This window comes from Rhizobium sp. WCS2018Hpa-16 (assembly GCF_031843705.1).
In the GTDB taxonomy this organism is placed as follows: Bacteria; Pseudomonadota; Alphaproteobacteria; order Rhizobiales; family Rhizobiaceae; genus Agrobacterium; species Agrobacterium tumefaciens_C.
This window is the reverse complement of the sequence record NZ_JAVTIX010000009.1, coordinates 20,446-43,722: the sequence shown is the minus strand read 5'-3', so window position 1 is coordinate 43,722 and position 23,277 is coordinate 20,446. Positions and strand designations below refer to the sequence as shown.

The window sequence follows — 23,277 nt, the reverse complement described above, 5'->3', positions numbered from 1 at the left end:
CATGTTGCGAGAGGTATGGAAAAGGCCAACTGGGCAACCACACGACCTATCGTGTGGTTTTCTCGTGTGACCTGTTGGATTGGTGAACCCCGGAGCCGCGTGAAGGCCGACTTTGGCAGCCGTACTCATCCGCAAGGGCGTAGAGCGGAGCGTCCCTTGCGGATGAGTACGGCTGCCATACCAAGGGCTTCTTAGCGGTTTTGGCGGTGAACCCTGGTGAGCGTTCAATGCTTTGAAGCCGATGCGTAAGCGTCGGTATCAGTGGGGCGGAGTTGGGTGGAGGAGTTTAGTATTTTTCTATTCTTAAGGGTGGCAGGATACGCAAAAATGTTTTACATTTTGATTGCTGCTATCGAGGGACTGGCCCTCGATGTCTTCGCCTTGCTCTGGAAAGGCCTTCGGCTGATGAGTGAAAACAGTTTGGTGACGTCTGCGACTAAGGCCCGTAAAGACCGGCTTGTAAACGTGCGCTTGACGGATGCCGAACATGGAAAGATCGAAGAGGCGGCCAAAGCGGCTAATATGAGCGTGTCCGCATTTTTCCGTTCGCTGTTGCTTGAGGGCGCGGGCGTCCGGCCGATCTTGACGCGTGATGACCGGCTTATCATGGCGGCATTGCTGGAAGATATGCGCAAGATCGGTGTGAACTTGAATCAGGTCGCGCGAGCCCTGAACAGCGGGAAGGCTGTTCATCCGAGCGAACTGGATATCAACCTTGCTAACGTTCAGTCGATTCAGGCCGCTGTCATGCTTGAACTCCGATCGCTTTCAAGACGCGCTGGCTACCAGCGCCGGGGGGAGGAATAGGGTGGAGTTCTTCTTTGGAGCGTTCACAAGTGAGTGGGAGCAGAAGCGCGCAGCGCTACTGCATGAGATGTCACTTGGGGGGAAGGCGCAGCAATCTGAGGAAAACCTCTTCAAGTACGTCCATCAGATTAAGGAGGTCAGGCGTGGGGGAAGTGGACCCAAGGCTAAGCCTATGCGGATTCCCCGCATGCAGTTTCCCCGGATCTCAATGCCCTCTGGAAGCGCGACGGCTTCCAGCCGCCCGATGGAGGCGCGTCTTGCGAGCGTCGCGAAGGGTAGTCAGCCAGCTGTTGTGAAAATGGCCTCCTATGGCGGCGGCGCACGCGTGGGATCGATGCTCAACTACGTCTCCCGTGGTGGGGAATTGAAGGTCGAGAATGAGAACGGCGAGAAGCTTGAAGGCCGTGAAGATCTTGCTCGTGTTCGGGGCGACTGGAACCACCTCTTTCATAACCGGACTGAGAGCCGTGATATTGGAAGCTTCTCGGTTGAGATCGCAGCAAGTGCGGACCGAGAGGATTTGCACGGGCGAGTGCGAGATATCCTATCGAGCGGTTTTGGCGATCGCCGCTTTGCTTACTCCGTTGCAGAGCGCGGTGATGGCTCATTGAGGATTGATGGCCTTGTCGTTCTTCGAAGCGGGCAGGGTGAGAGACTTACAGCCGACGCCAAGGCAGCCGGGATCGTGCAGCAACGTTTTGACGCTAGCGCGGTCGCAGGTCAGGGCGCTGCAAGGTTTTCCTTCGGCGGCTATGGAAACGGTGTCGAATACGGCACCACGAAGGTTCGGGAGCTGATAGAGGACAGTGCTGAGGTTCGGGACGATCGCGGTCGCTTCATAGCAGACGGTAAGGCGGCCGGGGATCTCGTTCAAAAAGAATGGCGCGAAGAGATTCATAGCCGCAAAAGCCGTGATTTGATGCATGTCATCATGTCGGCCCGTGCCGGAACCGATGCGGGAGCCTTTGAAGGCGCTGTTCGAGATTTCCTCGCCGACCAGTTTGCTGGACATCGGTACGTCTTTGCGATGCACGACCCAGAAACCGACACCAAGGAAGCAGGGGAGGGGGGCAAGCGTCCGCATGTCCATGCTCATGCTATCGTCACGATGCGATCAGAAGCCGGGGACCGCATCGAGACAACGCCGGCAACCTTCCGCCAATGGCGTGAAGTGATGGCCGAGAAGGCGCGCGATCACGGCATCAATATGGAAATGACAGATCGACGGGAGTTTGCCTCAGCGCCTGCGTATACGCGTAACCAGGTCAGGGCCGTAAACCGCGACGGTAGGACCGAGCACGTTGGAACAAGTGAGCCCGCTCAGGCTCGTTACGATGCCAAGCGATCAGGGCGACGCACCGTCGCGTCAAGTGATCGCAGCCGGCAGTACACGGTCAAGGCCCAAGAGACGTGGCAAAAGATAGCTGCTGTTTCCGGTGATAGGCGGACTGTAGCATTTGCAGCTGAACATCGTGATGTCATTGAGACCGGGCTCAGGGAGCTCGAATCTGCAAACAACTCAACAGTCGTTCACTCGGATTTCGGCGGCGATTTCCGTACAAATATGATATCATTGCAGAAGATGCTTTTGGAGGTAGAGGACATGCGCGAGCAGACACGCCAGGAGTTTGAATCATACGAAAAGACTGTCGAAACGGCTCTGTTCAGACTTGAGCGAAGCGCTGGAGCTGATGACAGGGCCGGTTTCGATGAGGTTGCAACTACGGCCCGTGAAATCGTGGATCTCCGCCGTGAAATGCTCGAGCTCACCGAGCGCGTTGGTGACAGACAGATTGGCATCGACGCCGATCGGGAACCGCCTGCTGACGCCACGGATCAGCGTGGGGGAGCAGAGGAACGAGGTGAAGCCATCGCCACGGACGCTGTCCGCGATGACGCCCAACGCCTCGCCAACGAGGCCAACGAGGCTGACGAGGTCAGCAAGAAGTGGGATGAGGCTGTCGCCAAGCATGGCGAAGCCGTTGTTGAGGCTGGCAATGACGCGATGATCGATGTCGAGCATTTCAGAGAAGGTATCGCGCTGGTACAGTCGGGCGAGTTTTCTGAAGAAGACCTCGAAATGTACGAGACTGGGCTTAGGTCAGCGCTTCGGCGTGCCGCCGAGCTCGCCGCCGACGGAAACGCCTACCTTCGCGATGTCGCTGTCGAGGATCCCGAGCTTCGCAGCGAAGTCGAGAAAATCGACCGCGAAGACGGTCGGACAGACGAAAGCACGACCAACAAAACCGCATCCACGTCGGATGTTTCTGACGATCGTCAGCGCGACCTTCAGCTTGATGCGGAAGAGGAGCGGGGCCAATTGCCAAACGAGCGCGAGACGCACGAGCTGGCCGACACAATCGAGGCTACAAACAGGCAACAAGATCGTGTAAAACAGGAGCGTGAGGCTGGACAGAAAGCAGGAGAAACTACGCGAACTGACCCTGCGCAGCAGCACGTGCCTCGTCTTGAAGAACTTGAGCGGGAGCAAAACGAACAGAGGGACCGCGATCGAGACGATCGTGAGCGGTGATAGGCCATGACAAACCGATACGTAATTCAGACTGAGAACAGAAAATCGGACGAAGCCGTAGGAAAAGGCATCGTCGCGATCTTTGGCTTTGTTGCTGCTCTTGCTGCTATCGGCTTTGCGTATCAGACAGTCGTCGGATGGTATGACGCTACCGCGATCTGGCTTGGAGACATTGGCCAGTATCTCGCTAGCTTTTGGCCATTTTAGGCCTTCTACCCGAGTAAGTAGATTCTTACCGGCCCTAGAGCGAAACTCTTAGGGCCGTTTCATATTCAAGCTGTCTCTGGATCTGGAACGGTCGCAGCGAACACGTCCATGATATTCTTTCGTTTCGTCGGATTCTTTCCGACGCTATTTTTCTCGACCTGTTCGCAAAGCCTCTGTGTTGCAAGGGAATGCAGTGCTTCAATCTCGTCTCGCCGTGCGATGTCATCCGACGCTGCGCTATTGCGTTTCCGGGGGGCTTTGGGTCGGGCTGCGGGTGTGGATTTGGCTTTCGAGGTCAATGCTGCTGGATTGATGATACGCTTCGCTGGAATGGCGACCGGCGCTGTTACTTCCGCGAGCTTTAGCGGCTCCGTTGCAGGAATCTGTTTTTCCGGCTCTTTTTGAGCGGGACCGGCTTCCGGCATGTTCGTTTGGACTGCAGCCGAAGGCTCAGCTACCGGGGCTGTGTTTCCAGCATATTCTGCAGTCGTCGCCGGGACCGGCTTCGATGGAAGGTACTCGATATCCGGGACACTTGGGATGTGAGCCTGGGCATAGGCCTCAACTGCCTTGAACGGCTGGGTATTAAAGAACCGAAGCTTTTCAGCAAAAATTGGACGCTGGCCCTCTACCAACAGGATCATTCTGTTTTCTGGCATTTGCCGGACTTCCTGAGACATCATGAGGTCCCGCTCCCGAATTTGCTCGACCTTCGTCCGCCGTGGAAGTCCCATGATCTCGATTGTGCGAGACTCCGACGAGTAGCGAATGGTCCTCTTGCCGAGAGCTCGTGACGCATAGTCGGCCGTCGCTTGATCATTTGCACCAAGGATCAACTGGTAGCCGCAATTCCCCAAGAGTGAGTGCCGGGAGGTTTCTCCATATATCTCATCGAGGTTTTTCAGGTCCTGGATGATGAATGCGAGCTTGATCTTGTAACCGGCCACGTAAGGCAGCTTCGTCATGATCTCATCCATGCGTTTCAGCTGGCGAAATTCATCGAGCAGGAAATAGACAGGAAGGGAGTTTGGATCGTGCTCGAGCGTGAGAATATCCATGACCTGTTGTACAAACAGGGTCAGCAAGGGCCTGAGAAGCGTGATGTCAGTGATGTTGGGAGCGAGGTAGATTGTTATAGGCCGCCGCTTCATGGATCGAAGATCCATGTCCGTGAAGTTCGTTGCGGCGACAACACGTTCGTTCTTGAAAGGCCGCATAGCCTTCTGGATATCGAGAAGGGCTGATGCAGCGGCTCGATCAGACAGTGAAAGATATGAGTTGAAACTCTCGACGGTAAATTTCGAGAGGTAGGGCTCTTTCTCCTTGATGTGCTTCATCAAGGCCTGGAGGTCTACGCCGCTGTTAAAGAAGGAGTTGATTTCGCCGAGATTGCGGCGGTCCCGGTAGAAGGGGCTTTCGAGAATGTAGCTTATCGCCCCGGCGAGGACCTGCTGCGCGGTGGCCTGCCATACAGAATTCTCAGACTCCGTGTTCTCCGGAACAAGAATGCTGGCAATGTTCTGAATGTCGGTGGTTCGATTGCCCCGTTCCGGTCGCACAAAATCGAGAGGATTATAGCTGTTCGTGCGCTCGGAACCCGGTGCAAAAATGAAAACCTGGCTGCCATTCTTCTTCCGATAGCCGGCCGTCGCCTTGAAGACCTCTCCCTTTAGGTCGGTAACAATCATCGAGCCTTCATGCATGAGAGCATTCGGAATGACGTAACCGGCACCTTTACCGGACCTTGTCGGCCCGATGATCAGGTGATGGCGATCGTCCTGCGCCCGGAGGACCTTGCCTCCAAAACGTCCGAAAATATGCCCCTTCTTGCCGAACCATTTCCCCGTCCGCAAACCCGCGATGTCCTGAAAAGCGGCGTCCCCTAATGGGCTTGTGCCCGGTCTAAGGCCAAGATAGGCAGTAATTGCGGCGATCATGAACGCAGGCACCAAAGACCCCAGGGCGACCTTCTGCAGGGTAGGATTATCGCTGTAAGCCCAGAACTGTTGGATTGGCGCGAAAGGGCTGCTTCGTATCGTTGTATCGAGGATTCTGCCGTCGCCGTAAAACAGGTGGAGGCCAGCGCCATATCCAAGCATCCAAGCCGCAAAGGCAACCGCGAGGCAAAACGCTAGATAGACGACTTTGAAGCCTTTCGTCATGCTTCATCTCTTGCAAAGAAGATCTCCGAAACGCCGCGCTTGCCTCCTTCGCGGCGGAGCTGGATGACGATCGGGATCACCATTTGAATGTAGGACATTAAGTCCTGCTTTGAGTAGCCCGCCGACATTCCAGATTGCTGCATCATCATGGCAAGTTGCTCATATGCCCCCATAGGGGTGTCCGCATGAACTGTGGACATGCTACCCGGATGACCGGTGTTGATGGCGCGCAGGAAAGAGAAAGCTTCAGCGCCTCTGATCTCGCCCACGAAAAGGCGGTCAGGACGCATGCGCAGTGCCGACTCGAGCAGGTTTTGAATGGTCACATTGGACGTGCCTTGCCCACCTTTGGAAGCAACCAAGTGGACTGCGTTTTTCTGTGGCGGAAAAAGTTCCCGCGTGTCTTCGAGCGTCAAGATGCGCTCGTTCAGGTCAACTGAGTTGAGGCAGGCATTTAAGAATGTCGTTTTGCCCGAGGACGTGCCGCCGCTGATAAGGATCGAAACCCGCTTCGTGATTGCAGTATGGATGAAGTCGTAGATCTTTTCTTCGCGCAGATATCGAATGAGCTCGCGATCGACGTCGCTCAATCCCCCCACGGCAACCGACACCTTATCCAGCGATCCGTTATCCCTGTAGTCTTCGAGGGAGAAATTCTGGACGACCTGCTTTCGGATCGTAATGGATCCTCCGTCAGGAGCTGCGGGGGGTAAAACGACCTGAATGCGCTCACCAGTCGGCAACGCCGCGCTCAGGATTGGATTGGCCTGATTCAAGAACTGCTTTGTTGAGGCGGCGACGCGCTCTCCGATGTTCTCTATCTCTTGCGCGGTCAGAACATCGATAAGATGATGCTCCATATGGTCCGCGCCAAACCGTTCCACGTACACGTGGCCCGGCTTGTTGATCGCGATTTCGACAACCTTTGGATCATCTAGAAATGGCCTGATGGGCTCCAACGAACGAGTCAGGAAATAGTGGGGATCATGAACCAGTGGATTACCTGCCGGAGCGTTCACGTTTGATCTCCTTCATCGCTTCTGTAACCGGATCGTCGTACATGTCGCTGAAATCGAGGTCTTGGCGCACGAAGATGAAGATGCGTTCGCCCTGTGGGACGCTGATCGTCGGGGGGATGCGAAGATTTTCCGAAAGCACGGTGTTTGCCATGTCGCTAAACGTCTGTGCGATCGTCTCGCGAGCGAGATCCGCCCCACGCTGCGCATCGTCATTGTTGGAACCTGAACTCTGTTCGCTTCCATATCCCGTCAGATAGCTTGCGCCGCCACCAACGATCGAAAGAAGGATGGAAGCGCCGAAACGCTCCCGGAACTTGTTATCAACGTGACCTGTCAATCCGGATCTACCGAGGCTATCGGCTCCGATGGAGTTCAGCCTCACGCTGGCACCATCGTCACGGATCAGGCGTGTCCACACGACGAAAATACGCTTCTGTCCACGCGTAACCTCCGACTGGTATTCGCCGATCAAGCGGGTGCCTGTAGGGATGATCACGCGCCGACCGTCGAACGAGTAGACATCCTGGGAGGTAATAGCGCGGATCTGCCCGGGAAGATCGCTGACGATCGCTGTTTCCAGAATTCCTGGAATGAGCGTGCCCTCTGGTACTAAAGCGTCGAGGCGCTTCAGCTGTCGGGCCTTGGCGCTACGATCGCCGATCGCGCTCGCGGACGAGAGATACTGGCTATTCTTGTCCTCGCCGGCAACCGTCAACGGCGGGACGCCGGCCGATCCGTCCAGCGACCCGTTCGCGTTGCCCCCCAGATTCTGGTCCATAGTAATCAGCTTTGACCGGAAGCGCTCGGGAAACTCCTCCACTTTAGGCACCTCAACAGTGGGAGGCGGGGCCACTGGTGGCGGCGGCACGTTGAACGTTGTCGTATCAGCTGGCGGTTCGGGTGGCGGCGGAGGAGGCGGAGGTGGCGGTAGGACGACGACTGGCTGCTCCGGAGCGGGTTGCGGCTCCCCATCGCGTACGAAGCCGGGCGGCCGGAACGTTGTGGTCCGAAACTCCTCATCCGACTGAGAATTGTCCCGCGGCTCATCTTTCGAGGTCGCAAGGACCATGTATGCAGCGATAACACCGAAAATCACCAAAGCAGCCATGCCTGCCGTCTGGTTTCGTTTCGCGTTCTTGTTGCTGACATCCGTTTCGTCAGCCTGCGCCATAGCTTCAAGTTCGGGGCTGCGCCTCATTAGTTGCTGCTCCTTCTGCGCTTGCTTGCGTCCGGATCAGGTTTTGGAGCCATGATGTCAGGGTCAGGGGCTGCAAAATCGGGCTTGCGTAGATTGAAAATGCAGGTCCATTGGTTGCCGTCTCTCAGCGTGTATTGTGTCGCCGTGCCATCAACGACGATGTATTCGCCCTCTTTTCTGAAATTCCGAAGGGTCTCAGAGAAGTCAGACTGGACCGCAAAAATAGCAGGTACGCGTCCCTTGAACTTAAAGAACGTCTTCTTCCCATCATCGAAGACCATCGACGGCTTCAAAGCGGAGTCACCCGAGAATGAGTAGTCGATATTGACGTTTGCCTTGTCGATATTGCTGATGTTCGGGTTTACCGCCCGAAACTCTGCTTCTTTCCGCAGAGATGCGTTCAAATCCTTCTCGGGATACACAAAACGGATACCGAAAACCTTCCGTTCGTCTGTCGGCGCGTAGTCATTCAGCTCCAAGAAGTAAATCCGCTTGGATGTCACGACATTCATGTTCGTAGAAACACCTTTCGCAATTGGTTTTACGAATAGGATGTTGCCTTTCTCAGACGGTGCGACCTGCCAGCTATCGGTGTCGCCAAGCGAGATCGTCTCGAACTTTTCATCTTCATCAAAAATGATCATCGTTGAGATGCCGTAGGTCGCAGAGACCTTCACCACGTTATTGGGCTGGTAGACAACACTCGTAACGCGTGAATCCAACGTGCCAGGTCTAGGCTGCTGTGCGCCGAAGGCGTGACTCATCGTCACGGCCATGAAGGCCGCAGTGACAAATAGTCTGACTTTCATCCTGCTGCTCCCGGCGTAACCGTTTCCTGATCGCGTCGGTAGTTGTACACCTGGAAGCCAAGCGGATTTTCAAAACGCCAATCGTTGCGCTCCGGCGTATCCGTGTATCGGAAGCGGACCACAGAGATGTAGTGCCGTGTGATGTTATCGCTCTCAGAGCTTTCGGTGGTCGAGAAGCGGACCAGCGCGGTGCTAGCGTTCGAGAACGTGACCGACTTAACGTCCACGGTGATTTTCTTGTTTCTGCCTAAGCGCCTGCCTGGGTTGTTCGGATTGGCCGCGCTCCATTCGTCTTGGAGCTCCTTAGCGGCGTCTGCCGTTGAAAGGAGGGCGGCAATTCCGAAGTTTTGCTGTATAGCAAACGGGTCATAACCCTCGCGCGAGCGGATGTAACGGACCACATTGGCCTGAGTAACGGCCTGCTGGTCGGTGAGGTTTGCAGAGCGCGTGAGCCCGGTTTTCACCTCAATGTAGCCGGTGTTTTTGTCGACCTCGACGATGTAAGGTTCGAAACTCTTGAGCGGCACCAACATCACCAATGTCCCGAGCGACATAAGTGTGATGGCGCTCATTATCATGGCAACGAACCAAGCAAATGTCCTTGAGCGATTTGCCTTCTTTACGATCTCCTGTTCCCATTTATCGCCATCTTGAAAATAGCTCCTGAGAGCTTCGTTTGAATCTGCCATGGTCTAGCCCTTAAACCCCTCTGAACAGCCTGCGTTTAGCGCGGCACGCTGTTGCTACTGATGCGATTTTGCATCGCACTCGCACTTGCATTTCGAATATTTTCCCGCATGCCGGCTTGTGTCCGCTCGCGTGCCTCCATGCCGAGTCGGCCAGCTGTGCCGGAGGCACTACGCGCGCCGGTTAGCATTGCAGCTGGAGCACTGAAGCCTGTCAGGCCCCCGACAGTTCGCGCCACTTGACCGATTCCGGCCGCGACGCCGCCCGTGATCCCCTGGGCAAGCGTCTGAATGTTGAAGAGGACAAAGGCACCGGCAGCACATAAAAGAAGGAAAGCCGCGACATCATCGAGTTGAAGTCTGCGCTGGTCGGCCGCCGCAGTGACCTTCGTCAACTCTGGATCCATTGCGGAGATCAGGAACGCAGCAACCACGTAAACGAACAACGGAATAAGCGCGTACATCAGTACACTTTGGAACCATGCCATTCCGTAGCTTCGGGTGGATTGAAACAACAAACATGCGATGAAAATCGGCGCGGTTCCTAGCAGCACCCACATCATGACTTTAGCGAGCAGAAGGATCGCGAGAGCGACGGCAATAAACACGCCGACGAAAAACATGATGAGGAAACCGACCATTGCCGGGAGAACGGAAAAATATCCGGCCTGCTCGGCAAAGGCCCCCGCCGCTTTATTGGCCGTTTCCCAGATCATCGACAGGCCGTTCGTCGGCTCCGTGATGCCTGTGTTGCTGACAGCTAGAATGGCGCGGCCAACATCTTCGGGCGTATCGCTCAGCCAAGTGTAGAAGAATGTGTTGAAGTTACCCCATGAGTTTATGAAAGCAACGATCAGCGTCATCCTGACCACGCGGCTGATGACCTCGCCGACACTGACCCGAGCCGTCCCCATGATCAGTTGAAGACCGTAGTAGGCGACGTAGGCGATCAATAGCACGGTTAGAAGCGGCGCGACTTCGCTGCCAACTACCCCATAGGCGCTTTGCGTGAAGCTAGCGCCTGTCTGTTCAATCCGATCCAAAAGCCCACCGAGGAAATCCTCCATCGCCCAACGCCCCTATTCAGTTGCTAATTTGTCGATGGCCGCGAGAGCGGCTGATGGATCACCGTTGACGTTCGTCATCGGGCCACAGTCGTGACGCGGATCCTCAACGAAAGACGTCATGTTGGCCGGTCTTTTGCAGGGTGCTGTTTTCTCTTTCGCAGCCGTTCCACAGCCGGCAAGCCCGGCCGTGAACGTCGCGATTAGAAGCACTTTTCCAGCTGTTTCGAATGCCTTAATCACCGTAGGTCATCGCCTTTTTCGAGTTCGACATATCGACAAGACGCTGCTGATTTTGGGCATTAAGCGACTGAACGGTGCCATTCATGACGCCAATCATTTCGTTCAGCACCAGCCCCGATTGAACTTGGAGCTGCGTGTTCTGATCGATCGAGCCCTTGATATCCTCAGCCTTGCCGATCTGCTGACCCGCTTGCTGGAAGGATTGCGTACGCTGCTGCACAGCCTGATTTGATCCAGTCACCAGAGCAGCTACGCCAAGGACCGTATTCATCACTTCCTCATACGACTTATCGCCTGAGAACGTGCTATCGGCCTTTCCCGAAAGGTTTTTCACCAGCTGCAGCCCGTTGATGAATGTGGAGGCTACTTTGCCGATATCGCCGCCCATGCCTCCGAAATTCGGTACGCCACCGCTCATCAAGCTGTCGAATGACGGCATCTGGGAAACACTGAAGCCATTGCCGATAGCAAGGTTCTGCATAGGGCTTTGCACGCTTCCACGGTCACCCGTTACGGCTTGAAGTGTTTCTTCGACCGTCTTAAGAACCTCCTTGTTGGTATCGAGGATGTCGGTCGTTGTTTTCGATGTTTCCTGAGCAACCTTCAGGTTAGCATTGTCGATTGTGGGGACCTGAGCGTACGCTGTCGAAGCTAGAGCCAGCGAAAACGCCGTTGCGATCGTCTTTTTCATGGCAGTTCTCCTTTATTGTGTACTCAACATCAGTTTCATTTCGGACGCCCGTTCCCTCTTCTGGACGCAAGCTTGTTCCGTTTCATTCCATTCTACGTTCAGTGCCGGGTCGCAGAGCTTCACCGTTTCGGGGTCTTTATCGTCTTTTTTCTTCACCGAGCTCGTGCGAGAGGAGCCGGACCTTTCACCGAGATCCAGCGCGTTCTTCGAGTTCATGAGTTCAGCCATTGTCGCTCCAAGACGAATGACCTGATTCATCATTTCGAGATTCGCGTTTCGCGCCCCTGAGTTCTGGTCCCAGCTGTCTTGGATCGTGCCCGTCTGCATCTGCCCGAGCTGCTGCAACCACGAACTGACATTGCCACTGCTTTCAGTGATGGACTGGCTCGTCGCCATAGCGTTCATCGAGCTGTCACGAGCACCCGAGAAGGCTGTGCTGCCTCCTCCATAGTTCATCGGAATGTTGGAGGTATCCGACCCGCCAAACTGCGGCATCCATTGTTTCGTGATGCTCGCAACGTATCCTTGGGTTTCTTTAAACGGAGGTATGCCGCCGTACTTCTGGACGTTCCCAGGGCCAGCATTATAAGCCGCCAGAGCTAGGTTCGTATTCCCGTTGAAACGCTTGAGCTGTTGCTTCAGATAGCGCGCGCCGCCCCGAAGGTTGCCTTCGATGTTGTTTGGATCAACGCCGAGGTCCTTCGCGGTTCCCGGCATAAGCTGCGATAGCCCTGTCGCACCTACAGGAGATTTCGCGCAGGGGTTAAAGCGGCTCTCTTGATAAACAAGCGACATGAATAGCGTTTCGTCTACGCCCTCTTCCTGAGCAACACGCTTTACGAGGCCGACGATTTCCGGATTAGCCTGCGCAGCGGACGGCGCATCGCCTCCCTTGCCCTTTTTGTACATGGAGCACGTCACGCTGGTGCTGACAGTGTGACGCTTCTTGTCAGTTTCCTTGATGTCGTCGGTTGTTTTCTCCCTTACCGTATCGTCGCCCGTCAGCGCGGCGTCAGTAATCGGAACCTGTGTAAAGGCGGCGCTCGGAGCGCCAATCGACATAGCTGCAGCGAGCAGCACCAGAGTGGGACTTTTCCTCATTCAGCATTCTCCCATCCGCAAAATTTCGCCAACCAGTTTTCCGGCTCGTCTCCGTGTTGCTCGCGGAGCGCGGCGCACTCCTCGATCGTCTCCTTTCGCCCGGACAGGACTTTCACCAGATCAGGCATGCTCGACAGGTCGAGCCTGGCAATGACGGAGTCATTGCCGTGCTTGATCAGGAAGGTCCGCTTCTCCGGCGGGGTGTTCTTGATGAAGTTGAATTCCTTCACCGTGAGACCAAAGCGCTTGATGTAGCTCTCCTCGTCTGCACGCGGATTTGGGAAGTGAATGTTCGTGGCAGACTGCTCAATAAGCGTATGAGAGACCTTCGATTTGGCAATATCGGCGGCCGACTGTGTGCCAAAGCCCACGATGCCGTTGAGCTTACGAATGGTCTTCATTTTGTCGACAATGAACGCGCTGAAGGTGTCGTCCAGGAGCAACTGCCAGCCCTCGTCCATGAAGAACATGACCGGGTTGCCATCCAGCAGTTCATCAAGCCGATGGTAGAGATACATAAGCGCGGGGGTTCGCAGCTCCTCGTTTCCGAGAATGTTGGTCATGTCGAAGCCGAATACGGTCCTGCCGGAGAAGGACAGCACATCGTGCGGTGCGTTGAAGAGCCACGCTTTCTCGCCTTCGATCCAAGGACGAAGGCGGGAATAGAGATCGTTTGCGTCCGCCCGGGCACGGCCCATTAGCAGGTTGCCGAGGTTGGTGAGATTTCGCTGTTGTGCCGGTTCCTCCATGAGGCGGACTACAGCGCGCTCGATAATATCTTCATCTTCCTGGGTGAACTCGCGGCGATCACGCCCACCGAGCATCGCCTTGAGAAGGCGCTGAAGAAATTCTCTGTTTGGTCCGGTGTTCTCCAACTGGAGCGGATTGAATCCCGTTGGAGTACCGGGTGAAAGGACCTCATAAGATCCGCCAATGGCTCGAACGAAGATTTCTGCTCCCCGGTCTTTGTCAAAAAAGACGGCGCGCGGTGTTGGCGAAACTCGCATGGCCTGCGCAAGGAGAAAGCTCAAACCGACAGTTTTACCAGAGCCGGTCGGTCCTGTGACGGTAAAATGCCCGATATCGCGGCGGTGGAAATTGAACCAGTAGGGCGTCTGCGATGTCGTCTCAAGGATCGTGATGGGAAGGCCCCAATGCGTACGTTCCGCCTGACCACTGGCGAAATTGTGCATTGATGACAGGCCCGAAAAGTTCGAGCTGGAGAGCATCGCCTTTCTAGCAATATAGGAGTGGTTACCGGGCAACTGCGCCCAAAACGCTGCCTCAAGATTGAGATCTTCACGCAGCCAGTTGATGTTCATGTCCGTGAGGCATGCACCAAGTTCCGAGACGCAGCGGCTCAAGCCTTCGAGGTCCCGGGAAATGCAAAGTAGCGAAAAATGGTGGAAGCCAAATACGGCTTCCTGATTCAGCATACTGTCGAGAGCAAAATTGATGTCAGATTCTACAGACGTCCCAGCTTCATCCGAGGCACGGATTTGCCTCTGAAGGCGCGTTATGCGCTCCTGTGCAATTGGCTTGTCCGCAAGGGTAAACGACTGCGTCAGGATGAACTCATGGTTCACCTGTAACAGTCCGTCCAACATGCCAGGTCCAGTGAAAGGAGGGTATTCCTTGATGGACAGCAGCGCGCCATACCGCGAATCTTCGTCCACGGCGGCTTGCGCGTGAAAGGCGCGCTTGGCGAAGTGGAGACGAGATGTTCCAATGAAGTTGCGAATGCCCATGCGCGGCAGTCGCATCTTTCGAGACACACTCCCCGAGAGGATAGAATTGAAGAATTCGCAGGGCTCGGAATACGGTTCGCCCTTGGTCTCTTCCTCCTGCCCCTCGATCTTTGCGGTATCGTCGGACTTCTTCCGGTAGGTTATGCCGAGCGAACGGGCTCCGTATTTACTCAGTTCACGGACGATATTCCCGATCAGTTCCTCCAGGTCCGTTACCTCTTCGCGAGTGGCCTGTGTTTTAGCGTCCTTGTTTGACTGCGTAAAAATTCGCTTGAGAGAGTCGCCAACACCAAGCGCGCCGCGCATGCCCGAACGGACAATCGTCAAGTAGATCTCGTTTGTGAACATGCGCTTCTTGCGAAGCTGGTCCATGTATCGCGTATTGAGGATGTCGCAGAATGATTGGTCGAACTTTCCACCGATCTCGGTTTCGACCTCGCGACGGATCACGGTTGACCACAGGGAAAACCGGCTTGAGCCGAGCGCGCGGATCATCGTGTTCTGAACGACCGATCGCATATTCAATTCGGCCTGATCTTCGGTCTGGAAAAACAAGCCGTCGAGCTTGATAACACTGGCGAGCGATCCATTCTCAAGACCTATCACCGTGTCCGAGACATGCCGCATGTAGGGAATATGAACGGACATAGGCCGCTCGTTTCCGGCGACCTTCCCAAATCCTAGCTCTTCTTTGACGACTTTCAGCATAATTATGGTCCGTACGAGTTGGTGCCCCAAAAGCGCTTATTGGGAGTGCGGGGGGTCTTGCGTGACGAAACCTGAAGCACGTCGAGAATTTTCGCGTCCCATGTGCAAAGCGAGAACAGGACCAGGTAGCCCACAGGCGCGAGCAGAAGCGCGGCAAGATGGTTCGACGCAAGCCAACCGATGATGGTTATGCCGATGATCAGCACAACCGCCATGTATGGCACGCCCCAAAGGGTAGGTGACCGGGTCAGACCGATCACCAAAGGCGTAAGCGCCGGCTTCTCATCCGAGAACTCGCTCAACTTACTGCCCGCCCACCGAAGAGATCATCTGATCAACAATGGCGGGAGCGCCGAACACGAGCCCGATACCAATGACGACCGCGCCGGCTGTAAACCAAGACAACCGACCGGCAAATGCCATGAAGCCCAAGGCGATTACGGCGATGATCGCCAACAACCGGCCAAATGGGCCAGTGATGAAATCCACGATCATCTGCACGGCGGTCTGAATAGGGCCGAAAGCACCACTGCCGCCGCCACCTGCCCCTTGCGCAAACGCCAGCTCAGCACCGACGATCTGTACCGCCGCGACCACGCCAAGAAGCGCGATCACCTTAACCGCTTGGGATTGACCCAACTTCACACTTTTCATCTGATTCTCTCCTTAGAAGTGCATTACGCCACCGACAAACTTGCCGGTCTTCTCCACGGCAATTACCCCGCTACCGTTGGCCGTATTCGTCGCCGCTGCTTCGCGGACGACATTTCCGGCCTTCCGTTTGCCGGTAGGCATCGGAAGGCCAAGCTGAAAATTGAGGACCTTTGCGACGTACCCGACCGTCTCCTGAAAGGGCGGTACTCCGCCATATTCGTAGATCCGGTTTTCGCCGCTGTTGTATGCGGCGGCTACGAGCAGAGGATTTTGAAACTCGTCGAGGAGGAAGCGGAGATACTTGATGCCGCCTTCGATGTTCTGAGCAGGATCGCAGATATCCACGACGCCGAACCGCGTAGCGGTGTCAGGGATAAGCTGCATGGGGCCACGCGCACCTTTGGGCGAGTTGCGAACCACATCAAACCGGCTTTCGGCCCATGTAATCGCCACAGCAAACGCCTCGTCTACCTGATGGCGGCGCGCGGTCTCTACAACCAAGGCTTTGATCTCGTCAGGCGTCATCGGAGACGCCCCACACTCCTTTGCCCCCACCACGGGCGAAGCTAACACGTTTTCTGCGCCAATTTGGATAACTGAACCGGTGGCACGAGGAGTAATCGGGGAGTCGGCTTCTGATCCTGTCACATCCACATACGAGGTGTTTCCTGCGCCAATTTTAGTAATTGGCAAACCGGCCGCTTTGGTCGCGTCTTTCTGCTGGTTCGCGTCCTTCACTACGCCATCAGCGCCCAAGACAAATTCTTTAGCTGCGACAGGCTCCCCAGCCCATCTTTCCGCGAAGTTGGTAGCTAGTGACGGTAGTTCAGACGTTGTTGTATCATTGTATGCGCTGGCTATTCTGGTATTTTTTACAGCATCTTGGGCATATGCGCAGTTGGCCGACCACAGCGTAGCGAGAGCTGTCCCAAAAAGGACGGTGGTGCCTAAAAAGCCTGCCATGCTAGCCCTTTTTTCCATCGTCTCCGCCTGCCAAACGGTGTTGTGATTAGGAAGAAAACCGATTAAGTTGATGCTTGTATGATACCGATTTGGCTCAGACTTACAAGTTTTTGTGCCAGTGTTAAACCCCCTTTCTCAAGGGAATCCGTTGTACCAAGATGGTTAGGGCTAGAAAATGATACGGACCATCATTACCGCACTCACAAGTTGCGCAATGGCAACACAAGCTTTTGCCGCGCCGGCAATTAACAAGGATTACGTCAAATCACTCGTAGCCCCCGGTAAAACGGCTTTGGTGGTCGAGTATTATGACGGCAATGGAAAGGTCGTTGACCGGAAGGGCTATGCAACAGCCTCAGGGTTCAAGGCGGTCTCCGGAACCGACTTCAAGATCGATGATAAGACAACAGTACATCTGTACGGTCTGCAGCCGTGTAAGGGCGATTTGGTCAACCGGACGGAAGACTATGCGGGAACGTGCGATGACTACGCTCTTAAGCAGCTTCAGGTCATGTTGCAGAGCCCAAAGGTCGTTTTCTGCCGCGCCTTCGTCAGCGAGAAGGGGGCGCCGATGCAGAATGCGACGTGCTACGGGTACTACAATTACCCTGGTGCCATGGACTCGGTCGATAATTTTGAGGAACAGCTTCTTTCTCTAGGCGCTCTTCGTCTCGCCAAAAAACCTGATGGATCAGTGGAGCGGCCTGATCTTCAGGAAGCCGAGAATCTCGGCAAAAAGGGCGATTTCGGCATGTGGGCCGATCCGCGGGTAAAGTCGCAATGAAGCGGATAGCCCTTCTCATGGCGGCACTGATGCCTACCTGGGCTCTCGCAGCCTCGGAGGGCTATTTCGATTTAAGGCCGGACGGAATAACGCTCGAGACCGGGGACACATGGGTATCCAATGGAGAGCGGTTCCGTCTCTATGGAATACAGTCATGTTTGCGCGGTACCAACTATACCGATGCGCACGGTAACACTCGCGATTGCGGCGAGGCGTCCCTCGCTGTTCTTGCCGCGTATATCATGGACACGCAGCCGATTTGCGCACCAGTCGCTAAGGCAAACGACATTTCGTATGTCATTTGTTACGCGACCGTTGGGAGCCAGCGGCTGGATCTAGGGCAGGTTCTCGTCAGCAGTGGGTACGCGTTTGCTGCATTGAAGAGCGACGGACTTCCATATCATGTCCCCTACTCTGTGGCCGAACAGATGGCCCAGCAGAAAAAGGCGGGTCTCTGGCAGTTCAAAGACGTCCAGCACCCGTCGATCACCCTCAGCCGAGAAGCCAATCAGCGCGCCAGGAAGGCGGAGCAATGAAACATATTCCACTGCTCGGCGTCATTATCGCTGCGATTGCCACACCTTCAATGGCCGCCGACCTACAATACTATACCCCGCGCTACTCGGGGCGCGTGGCACCACCCGTCGATTCCGCGCCCGTCAGGTTGCCGGTCTTCAAAGGCGTTGTAACCGTTTTAGACGGCCGCACTCTTTGGTATGACTCTCTCGGACGTGGCTATAAGGTCCGCCTCGCGAGTATCGATGCATGCGAGCTCCCGCAATGGGCTCTCCACCCCAAGTGGGTAGACCGGACAAAGAACCAAGCGCCTATGCCGGTTCCCTGTGGCCCGCTTGCAAAAGCTTGGTTGAAGCGAACCATTGGCAACAAGGTGACGGTCTGCACGACGCTTGGGTATGGAAATGATGGCATTCCTCTCGCTCAATGCACGGTCAAAGGCCGAGACGTGGCGACGGAAATGCTGCGCGTAGGTTGGGCGCGAGTGGATTCCCCCTACGCCAACCAACAGTACCTTTCCTATCAGCACGATGCCATGGCCGCCCGTTATGGAATGTGGGGCACCTACGTGCTCGACATGAACGAATGGCGGCGCAAAGCGGTTGATAAGACCCTTGAGCGGCGACCGCTGGCGGACTTCAACCTTTTGGCAGAACGAAAAAGCGAAATCTCGCCGCCGTTTGCTGACGCACGCAACAAACCTAAGAGGACAGATCGATAGTTGCCGGATATCGCACATATCGCGACATCGTTCGCTATCGATCCGATGGCGGCGCTATTGGTTGCCATTCCACTTTCGCTCGCCCTGATCGTGCCCTGCGAACGTTTGTGGTCGATCCACGCCCCCTGCGCTCTGGTCCTCCTCGTGGTCTCAGCATTATTCCAGGCCGAGCGTCATCTCGCTTTCGACAGCTATCTTGTCGGCTTTTTTGCATTTGCGGCGGTTTGCCGGGATATCCCAAACCGCCCCCTCCTCTACCGCGTCGGTATCCTCTGGTTTGCAGCATTCTCGTTGATCGCCGCCGTCATTTATGCGGCCTCCGACCGAACAGACCCCCACGCGATAGAAGCCAAGATCTCACACCGGCCAATTCCGCAGTGAACGAATGAGAGAGGGAAAGCTAATGAAAGCTCTGTATTTTATCGCCGCAGGTGTTGCGGCTCTCGCCATGACACCTGCCGCAAGGGCGCAAGATGCGTCTTGGGGGTGCCAGATCCTCCTTTGCGCAGCGTCCAAGAACCCTTCATGGCAGGGGGTTGGGTACTGCGTGCCGCCCATGCAGAAATTGATTTCGGCGATGAAAAAGCCCGGCTTCTCGTGGCCGATCTGCGAAGAAGCTAAGGCCGGCAAACCGGGCAACGAGCCTTTCGAGGATTGCCCTGCCGGTTTTCAAGCCGGGCGGTCATCTTCTGGTCGCGACAACGAGTCCCTCTTCGGCGGTGGCGAGGCAAATGTTTGCACAAAGACAGTCAACCAGTGCAGCAACCGCGGCGCTTTTCGGACGCTCTATGGGAACGACCGCGCAAACAAGCAGGCGGGCATCACAATGCGCGAACTCAATTCAAACAGTAACGACAATGGCTTTGGCGGTGGCAATAGCTGCCAAGTAGTCATCACACAGCCAAGGCCAATGAGGGCTGACCCGTATTACTTCGACATTCCGAACGATAAAGGCGTGAAAGAACGCCATTGGTTCAACCTCAATCTGTAGGCGTCTCTATGAACCAGAAAATTATACTCGTAATAGCTGCCAGCTCCCATATCGCATTTGCGTCCAATGTCAGGATCGGAGCCATTGTAGCAATTCGGGTCCGAGAAGCCGCGCGTTCAATTGTTCGTCTGAGAGTTCAACGAAACTGTCAAGGTCACGTAAATCCATGAGAGGCACGCTGACTGGCTTCGCTCCAATCCCAAGGCCGCCCCCACGTCTATAACCGCTTTCCCTGTGGGCCCCGAACCGTGAATATGGTCAAGCTTACCCACCTAACGGTCGTCAGCGCCGTAAATTGTGGCACCTTCTAGCACAGCGGGGGTCAGCTCCGTGCTGTCAAGGCGAAGATGTTTGGTATGGTCCCTTGTAAATCCTCTATTTGGCATTGAATGAAAGTGCGGAGATCGTAACTTTGTTCCCTCCTAGCGTTCCCGAGACGATGTTGTCGTTGTGGGGAAGCGTTTGTTAAGCCGCAGCACCAGTCCCTTGATAACCTCAATCGATGCCAGCGTATGTCAGATCATGAAGGTTTCGCCTTGGCCAAGAAGCCGAAGCCTTACGAGCCATCGAAGGTAAGATTCGGGCAGCTATGTCCCCGATTTGCTGCACCTGGGCACATGCTCGCTGATCGCGAACGGTACTCCAGTGTGTCACTCGAGATAACTGGCAGTCGAGAAGTCATCGGCGTGCGGATGGGCAGGCAGTCTTTCTGGTCACGACCATCATTGGTGTCACCGGGCTGTGGCCAGCAGTTCTTGCCGACACTGGAGCGACGGTGCTCGTCACCATGAACGCGCTGCGCCTGCTGCGCCCATTTCCATTGAGTAAGAGGGTTTTCAGACGATATTTGCCGGGATATACCGCTCAGAGCCAGCGCCAAGGGTCTTTGGCACCAGGTGGAACTGTTTTAGCAAGAGCGCGGGTAGGCTCGCGAGAACGGAGTATACTTATGAATCTAAGGGTCGCTGCTTCTGGCGTGTTCGTGGCTCTCATTGCCGCGACAGGCGTTCCCGTCTCCTCCGACGCACATGACTTCAAGGCGGGCAGCCTTGAACTTAAACACCCTTGGTCGGCCAAGGCACCTCCGGTGGCGCCCGTACTTGGCGCATATCTCGTGATCGTCAACACCGGAGAGGAAGCCGATCGGCTTGTTGGCGGCAGCACGCCCGCCGCCGAACGTCTGGAGCTACACGAGTCGACACTGGTCGATGGGGTCGCGCGCATGCGACCCGCGAAGCAGGGCATCGAGATCCAAGCTGGGGAGACCGTGAAACTGCAACTGGGCGGAGCACACATCATGCTTGTGAACCCCAGGCAGCGCCCAGGCGAAGGAGAGAAATTCAAGGCTACTCTGCAGTTCGAGAAGGCGGGTCCCGTCGAGGTCGAGTTCGTGGTTCAGTCAAAGGCGGAGGCCCCGTCGGCTTCCCAAGACCATGGTGCCCACACCAAGCCGTGAATTCGCGCGAAAGCGGAGGTCGTCCGGGTCTGAATGTCTGAAGGTGTCTGCTGGGAACAGGACGGGCGCCTTCGTCAATTTCAAGATGGCGTTCATCGCGTGACCGATCCGCGGACAGGTGGCAGCGGCACACCCAAGGCCAGAGCCATAGCCTGTTTTTCACTTCACGGCGTATCTGAGCAAACTGGCGTTTGTCCGATGGCGGTGATGAGATAGCTTCCCGCTCGTCGCCGAACAATTCATGGACGATGATCCCATGACCAATCAGTAGTTGACCAGCATCTGAGGGCCGGTTTCACCTCCGAACCGGGGCTTCACATCAAGCAAGGCTGCTGTTCTCTCGATGATCTCCTTGGTCATCGGAGCCGCGGTGGAAGCCGCGGTCCTTCCTCCGTTCACACCTGTTTTCGGCGCATCGATGATTGTCAGCACGACGTATCGCGGCTTGTCCATCGGAAAGCCTGCGACAAATGCGTTGAAGTTGATGTCGCTGGCATACCTGCCATTTATGACCTTGTCGGCAGTTCCGGTCTTTCCGCCCACATGAAAGCCTTCGACCTGGGCGCCTCGGCCAGAACCCTTGAGGCCGTTCCAGTTGTAGAGGAACCGCATATCCGCACTGGTCTTCTCTTTGATGACGGCGCGGGAAACCAATGCTGCATCGTCTTTCGAACGTGGAAGGAAGGTGGGGTTGATGAGGTTGCCGCCGTTGATCAGGGCTGCGGCAGCAACGGCGGTCTGCAGTGGGGTGGTAGCTACGCCGTGGCCGAACGAGATCGTGACGGAATTGATCTTTTTCCACGTTCGGGGTTGGGTAGGGGTCGCTACGCCGGGCATCTCCGTGTCCATCTTGGAAAGCAGCCCCAGTCTCGTAAGAAACTCCTTATGCCCCTCTATCCCGACCCTGTCGGCAACAGCCGCCGTTCCGATGTTCGATGAATACTGAAAAACCTCCGGGATCGATAAAGGTCGGTTCTTTCCCTTGAAGTCCCTGATCGTAAATCCGCCCATACGGATGGGGCGGGACGCATCCACAACGGAATTCAAGGTGATCTTCTCTGCGTCCAGACCCATGGCAAGCGTAAAGCTTTTGAATGTGGACCCCATCTCGAATGTGGCGTTGCTGATCCGATTGAACCAGCCTTTTTCGTATTCCTTGTCGACCGAGCCATCGGGGAGGGCGCGCGAAGGCTGGTTCGGATCGTAGTCAGGAACGGAAGCCATAGCGATGACCTCGCCAGTTTCCACGTCGAGAATGACGGCACCAGCAGCTTCTGCCTGATAGTTCGTCATCGCGCGCGCCGCGATTTCGCGAACGATATGCTGGACGCGGACGTCGATCGAAAGCCTCACAGGCTCGAGCCTGGTATCGTTCGTCAGGCCCGTCGCTCGAAGGTCGGCATAACCTTGCTGATCGATGTACCTCTCCATACCCGCAAGACCGAGGTTGTCGACATTGACATGGCCGACAATATGGGAGGCGGTGGCAGCACCCGGATAGAAGCGTCGCTTCTCCGGACGGAAACCTATGCCGGGAATCCCAAGCGCAAGAATATCAGACTGCTGCCGGGGCGTGAGCTGGCGGCGCAACCACTGAAAGCCGGAACCGGATCGGAGCTTCCTGTGCGTGTCGCTCCAGTCAAGGTTTGGCAGCACGGTTGCAAGTTTCTCCACAACCTCGTCAGCGTCGACAATACGTCGCGGTTCCGCATAGAGCGACACGGTGTTGATATCGGTCGCTAGAAGCTCGCCATTACGATCGAGAATGTCCGGGCGCGTTGCGACGGCATTGGCGCTGGGATGAATGGATCCCGTCACCACCGGGTCGTTCAGGCCATACTGAACGAGACGTGCGCCAACGACAATGTACATCACCGCAAAGCCTGCAATCAGGAAGCTCAGCCTTTGTCGACTATCACGCTTGCGGCGTTCGGATGTGCCGACAAAGGCTTTAGTAACAGGCTTGACCCTGGACTCCACACTGAAATGGGCGCGGCGGTTAAGCCGTACGATAAAGCCTATCATATCTAACCGTCATCTCCGAAAGCATTGACCATGAGCAGCCCAGACCGTCCGCCGATGTGTAGTTTGCACCTGGCGGGTCTGAAACCAATCGAGGATTTGGTACGACACCAACCGCAATGAAGTTTGCATTAATATACACTTAAAATTGCATAAAACTGATTAACGTTTCGTTATCCTCGCCCGTCGTGGAT

At 55.7% G+C, this 23,277-nt stretch carries 22 protein-coding genes and 1 pseudogene; 8 read left to right on the top strand and 15 right to left on the bottom strand.

What is annotated here, in order from left to right:
• The first annotated feature begins 405 nt into the window (after positions 1 to 405).
• Positions 406 to 807, top strand: coding sequence for a plasmid mobilization protein (locus tag RQI55_RS20950; RefSeq protein ID WP_311273506.1), 402 nt, complete (start codon positions 406 to 408; stop codon positions 805 to 807).
• A gap of 1 nt (position 808) precedes the next feature.
• Positions 809 to 3,340, top strand: coding sequence for a conjugal transfer protein TraA (locus tag RQI55_RS20945; RefSeq protein WP_311273491.1), 2,532 nt, complete (start codon positions 809 to 811; stop codon positions 3,338 to 3,340).
• 272 nt (positions 3,341 to 3,612) lie between these two features.
• On the opposite strand, the gene RQI55_RS20940 is transcribed toward RQI55_RS20945, so the two are convergent.
• Genes RQI55_RS20940 through RQI55_RS20880 form a run of 13 tightly spaced genes read right to left on the bottom strand, consistent with a single transcriptional unit; the run spans position 3,613 to position 16,611 of the window.
• Positions 3,613 to 5,709, bottom strand: a complete 2,097-nt coding sequence (locus RQI55_RS20940) for a type IV secretory system conjugative DNA transfer family protein (RefSeq protein WP_311273492.1) — start codon at positions 5,707 to 5,709, stop codon at positions 3,613 to 3,615.
• The gene (gene virB11 / locus RQI55_RS20935) at positions 5,706 to 6,728 is read right to left on the bottom strand and encodes a P-type DNA transfer ATPase VirB11 (RefSeq protein ID WP_311273493.1); all 1,023 of its coding nucleotides are present in this window, start codon (positions 6,726 to 6,728) and stop codon (positions 5,706 to 5,708) included. The genes RQI55_RS20940 and virB11 overlap by 4 nt, the downstream gene beginning before the upstream one ends.
• Complete coding sequence (virB10, locus tag RQI55_RS20930; RefSeq protein ID WP_311273494.1) at positions 6,709 to 7,926, bottom strand: type IV secretion system protein VirB10; 1,218 nt, start codon at positions 7,924 to 7,926, stop codon at positions 6,709 to 6,711. Before virB10 ends, virB11 begins: the two co-directional genes overlap by 20 nt.
• Positions 7,926 to 8,735 carry a TrbG/VirB9 family P-type conjugative transfer protein gene (locus tag RQI55_RS20925; protein WP_311273495.1) on the bottom strand — a complete coding sequence of 270 codons (810 nt, stop codon included), beginning with the start codon at positions 8,733 to 8,735 and terminating at the stop codon, positions 7,926 to 7,928. Before RQI55_RS20925 ends, virB10 begins: the two co-directional genes overlap by 1 nt.
• On the bottom strand, positions 8,732 to 9,424 hold the full coding sequence (locus RQI55_RS20920; RefSeq protein WP_132665713.1) for a virB8 family protein: 693 nt from the start codon (positions 9,422 to 9,424) through the stop codon (positions 8,732 to 8,734). Before RQI55_RS20920 ends, RQI55_RS20925 begins: the two co-directional genes overlap by 4 nt.
• Before the next feature lie 35 nt (positions 9,425 to 9,459).
• Positions 9,460 to 10,488, bottom strand: a complete 1,029-nt coding sequence (locus tag RQI55_RS20915; protein WP_174010459.1) for a type IV secretion system protein — start codon at positions 10,486 to 10,488, stop codon at positions 9,460 to 9,462.
• A 12-nt stretch (positions 10,489 to 10,500) separates the two neighbouring features.
• Positions 10,501 to 10,728, bottom strand: a complete 228-nt coding sequence (locus RQI55_RS20910; protein WP_235678674.1) for a hypothetical protein — start codon at positions 10,726 to 10,728, stop codon at positions 10,501 to 10,503.
• Positions 10,721 to 11,419: a type IV secretion system protein gene (locus tag RQI55_RS20905; RefSeq protein WP_311273496.1), complete on the bottom strand. Its 699-nt coding sequence runs from the start codon at positions 11,417 to 11,419 to the stop codon at positions 10,721 to 10,723. The genes RQI55_RS20910 and RQI55_RS20905 overlap by 8 nt, the downstream gene beginning before the upstream one ends.
• Before the next feature lie 12 nt (positions 11,420 to 11,431).
• Positions 11,432 to 12,520: a lytic transglycosylase domain-containing protein gene (locus tag RQI55_RS20900; RefSeq protein ID WP_180575708.1), complete on the bottom strand. Its 1,089-nt coding sequence runs from the start codon at positions 12,518 to 12,520 to the stop codon at positions 11,432 to 11,434.
• Positions 12,517 to 14,976, bottom strand: coding sequence for a VirB4 family type IV secretion/conjugal transfer ATPase (locus RQI55_RS20895; protein ID WP_311273497.1), 2,460 nt, complete (start codon positions 14,974 to 14,976; stop codon positions 12,517 to 12,519). Before RQI55_RS20895 ends, RQI55_RS20900 begins: the two co-directional genes overlap by 4 nt.
• A 2-nt stretch (positions 14,977 to 14,978) precedes the next feature.
• Positions 14,979 to 15,278: a type IV secretion system protein VirB3 gene (locus tag RQI55_RS20890; protein ID WP_174025985.1), complete on the bottom strand. Its 300-nt coding sequence runs from the start codon at positions 15,276 to 15,278 to the stop codon at positions 14,979 to 14,981.
• Position 15,279: 1 nt separating this feature from the next.
• Positions 15,280 to 15,630: a TrbC/VirB2 family protein gene (locus RQI55_RS20885; RefSeq protein WP_132665707.1), complete on the bottom strand. Its 351-nt coding sequence runs from the start codon at positions 15,628 to 15,630 to the stop codon at positions 15,280 to 15,282.
• A 12-nt stretch (positions 15,631 to 15,642) separates the two neighbouring features.
• Complete coding sequence (locus tag RQI55_RS20880) at positions 15,643 to 16,611, bottom strand: lytic transglycosylase domain-containing protein (protein ID WP_180575680.1); 969 nt, start codon at positions 16,609 to 16,611, stop codon at positions 15,643 to 15,645.
• A gap of 157 nt (positions 16,612 to 16,768) precedes the next feature.
• Between RQI55_RS20880 and RQI55_RS20875 the strand changes: the two genes are divergently transcribed.
• The 5 genes from RQI55_RS20875 (at position 16,769) to RQI55_RS20855 (ending at position 19,605) form a co-directional block, all read left to right on the top strand.
• A complete protein-coding gene (locus tag RQI55_RS20875; RefSeq protein ID WP_174025987.1) occupies positions 16,769 to 17,377 on the top strand; it encodes a hypothetical protein in 609 nt (202 codons plus the stop codon).
• Entirely contained in the window at positions 17,374 to 17,913 is a 540-nt protein-coding gene (locus RQI55_RS20870; protein ID WP_174010445.1) for a thermonuclease family protein, read from the top strand. The genes RQI55_RS20875 and RQI55_RS20870 overlap by 4 nt, the downstream gene beginning before the upstream one ends.
• Positions 17,910 to 18,614, top strand: coding sequence for a thermonuclease family protein (locus RQI55_RS20865; protein WP_180575681.1), 705 nt, complete (start codon positions 17,910 to 17,912; stop codon positions 18,612 to 18,614). The genes RQI55_RS20870 and RQI55_RS20865 overlap by 4 nt, the downstream gene beginning before the upstream one ends.
• Positions 18,615 to 18,995 carry a hypothetical protein gene (locus RQI55_RS20860; protein WP_174010441.1) on the top strand — a complete coding sequence of 127 codons (381 nt, stop codon included), beginning with the start codon at positions 18,615 to 18,617 and terminating at the stop codon, positions 18,993 to 18,995.
• Positions 18,996 to 19,170: 175 nt separating this feature from the next.
• Positions 19,171 to 19,605, top strand: coding sequence for a hypothetical protein (locus RQI55_RS20855; protein WP_311273498.1), 435 nt, complete (start codon positions 19,171 to 19,173; stop codon positions 19,603 to 19,605).
• Positions 19,606 to 19,674: 69 nt separating this feature from the next.
• Here the strand turns inward: RQI55_RS20855 and RQI55_RS20850 are convergent.
• Positions 19,675 to 19,991, bottom strand: a pseudogene (locus tag RQI55_RS20850) (PRC-barrel domain containing protein).
• A 563-nt stretch (positions 19,992 to 20,554) separates the two neighbouring features.
• On the opposite strand from RQI55_RS20850, the gene RQI55_RS20845 reads away from it, so the two are divergent.
• Positions 20,555 to 21,061 carry a copper chaperone PCu(A)C gene (locus tag RQI55_RS20845; protein WP_180575684.1) on the top strand — a complete coding sequence of 169 codons (507 nt, stop codon included), beginning with the start codon at positions 20,555 to 20,557 and terminating at the stop codon, positions 21,059 to 21,061.
• 264 nt (positions 21,062 to 21,325) lie between these two features.
• Here the strand turns inward: RQI55_RS20845 and RQI55_RS20840 are convergent, their stop codons facing one another.
• Complete coding sequence (locus tag RQI55_RS20840; RefSeq protein ID WP_180575685.1) at positions 21,326 to 23,086, bottom strand: penicillin-binding protein 2; 1,761 nt, start codon at positions 23,084 to 23,086, stop codon at positions 21,326 to 21,328.
• Positions 23,087 to 23,277 lie beyond the last annotated feature (191 nt).

Excerpts from the sequence above, each read along its gene's own strand:
- RQI55_RS20950 (WP_311273506.1), top strand. The coding sequence starts at position 406 with ATGAGTGAAAACAGTTTGGTGACGTCTGCGACTAAGGCCCGTAAAGAC.
- RQI55_RS20940 (WP_311273492.1), bottom strand. The coding sequence starts at position 5,709 with ATGACGAAAGGCTTCAAAGTCGTCTATCTAGCGTTTTGCCTCGCGGTT.
- virB10 (WP_311273494.1), bottom strand. The coding sequence starts at position 7,926 with ATGAGGCGCAGCCCCGAACTTGAAGCTATGGCGCAGGCTGACGAAACG.
- RQI55_RS20925 (WP_311273495.1), bottom strand. The coding sequence starts at position 8,735 with ATGAAAGTCAGACTATTTGTCACTGCGGCCTTCATGGCCGTGACGATG.
- RQI55_RS20920 (WP_132665713.1), bottom strand. The coding sequence starts at position 9,424 with ATGGCAGATTCAAACGAAGCTCTCAGGAGCTATTTTCAAGATGGCGAT.
- RQI55_RS20915 (WP_174010459.1), bottom strand. The coding sequence starts at position 10,488 with ATGGAGGATTTCCTCGGTGGGCTTTTGGATCGGATTGAACAGACAGGC.
- RQI55_RS20905 (WP_311273496.1), bottom strand. The coding sequence starts at position 11,419 with ATGAAAAAGACGATCGCAACGGCGTTTTCGCTGGCTCTAGCTTCGACA.
- RQI55_RS20900 (WP_180575708.1), bottom strand. The coding sequence starts at position 12,520 with ATGAGGAAAAGTCCCACTCTGGTGCTGCTCGCTGCAGCTATGTCGATT.
- RQI55_RS20895 (WP_311273497.1), bottom strand. The coding sequence starts at position 14,976 with ATGCTGAAAGTCGTCAAAGAAGAGCTAGGATTTGGGAAGGTCGCCGGA.
- RQI55_RS20885 (WP_132665707.1), bottom strand. The coding sequence starts at position 15,630 with ATGAAAAGTGTGAAGTTGGGTCAATCCCAAGCGGTTAAGGTGATCGCG.
- RQI55_RS20880 (WP_180575680.1), bottom strand. The coding sequence starts at position 16,611 with ATGGAAAAAAGGGCTAGCATGGCAGGCTTTTTAGGCACCACCGTCCTT.
- RQI55_RS20875 (WP_174025987.1), top strand. The coding sequence starts at position 16,769 with ATGATACGGACCATCATTACCGCACTCACAAGTTGCGCAATGGCAACA.
- RQI55_RS20870 (WP_174010445.1), top strand. The coding sequence starts at position 17,374 with ATGAAGCGGATAGCCCTTCTCATGGCGGCACTGATGCCTACCTGGGCT.
- RQI55_RS20865 (WP_180575681.1), top strand. The coding sequence starts at position 17,910 with ATGAAACATATTCCACTGCTCGGCGTCATTATCGCTGCGATTGCCACA.
- RQI55_RS20855 (WP_311273498.1), top strand. The coding sequence starts at position 19,171 with ATGCAGAAATTGATTTCGGCGATGAAAAAGCCCGGCTTCTCGTGGCCG.
- RQI55_RS20845 (WP_180575684.1), top strand. The coding sequence starts at position 20,555 with ATGAATCTAAGGGTCGCTGCTTCTGGCGTGTTCGTGGCTCTCATTGCC.
- RQI55_RS20840 (WP_180575685.1), bottom strand. The coding sequence starts at position 23,086 with ATGATAGGCTTTATCGTACGGCTTAACCGCCGCGCCCATTTCAGTGTG.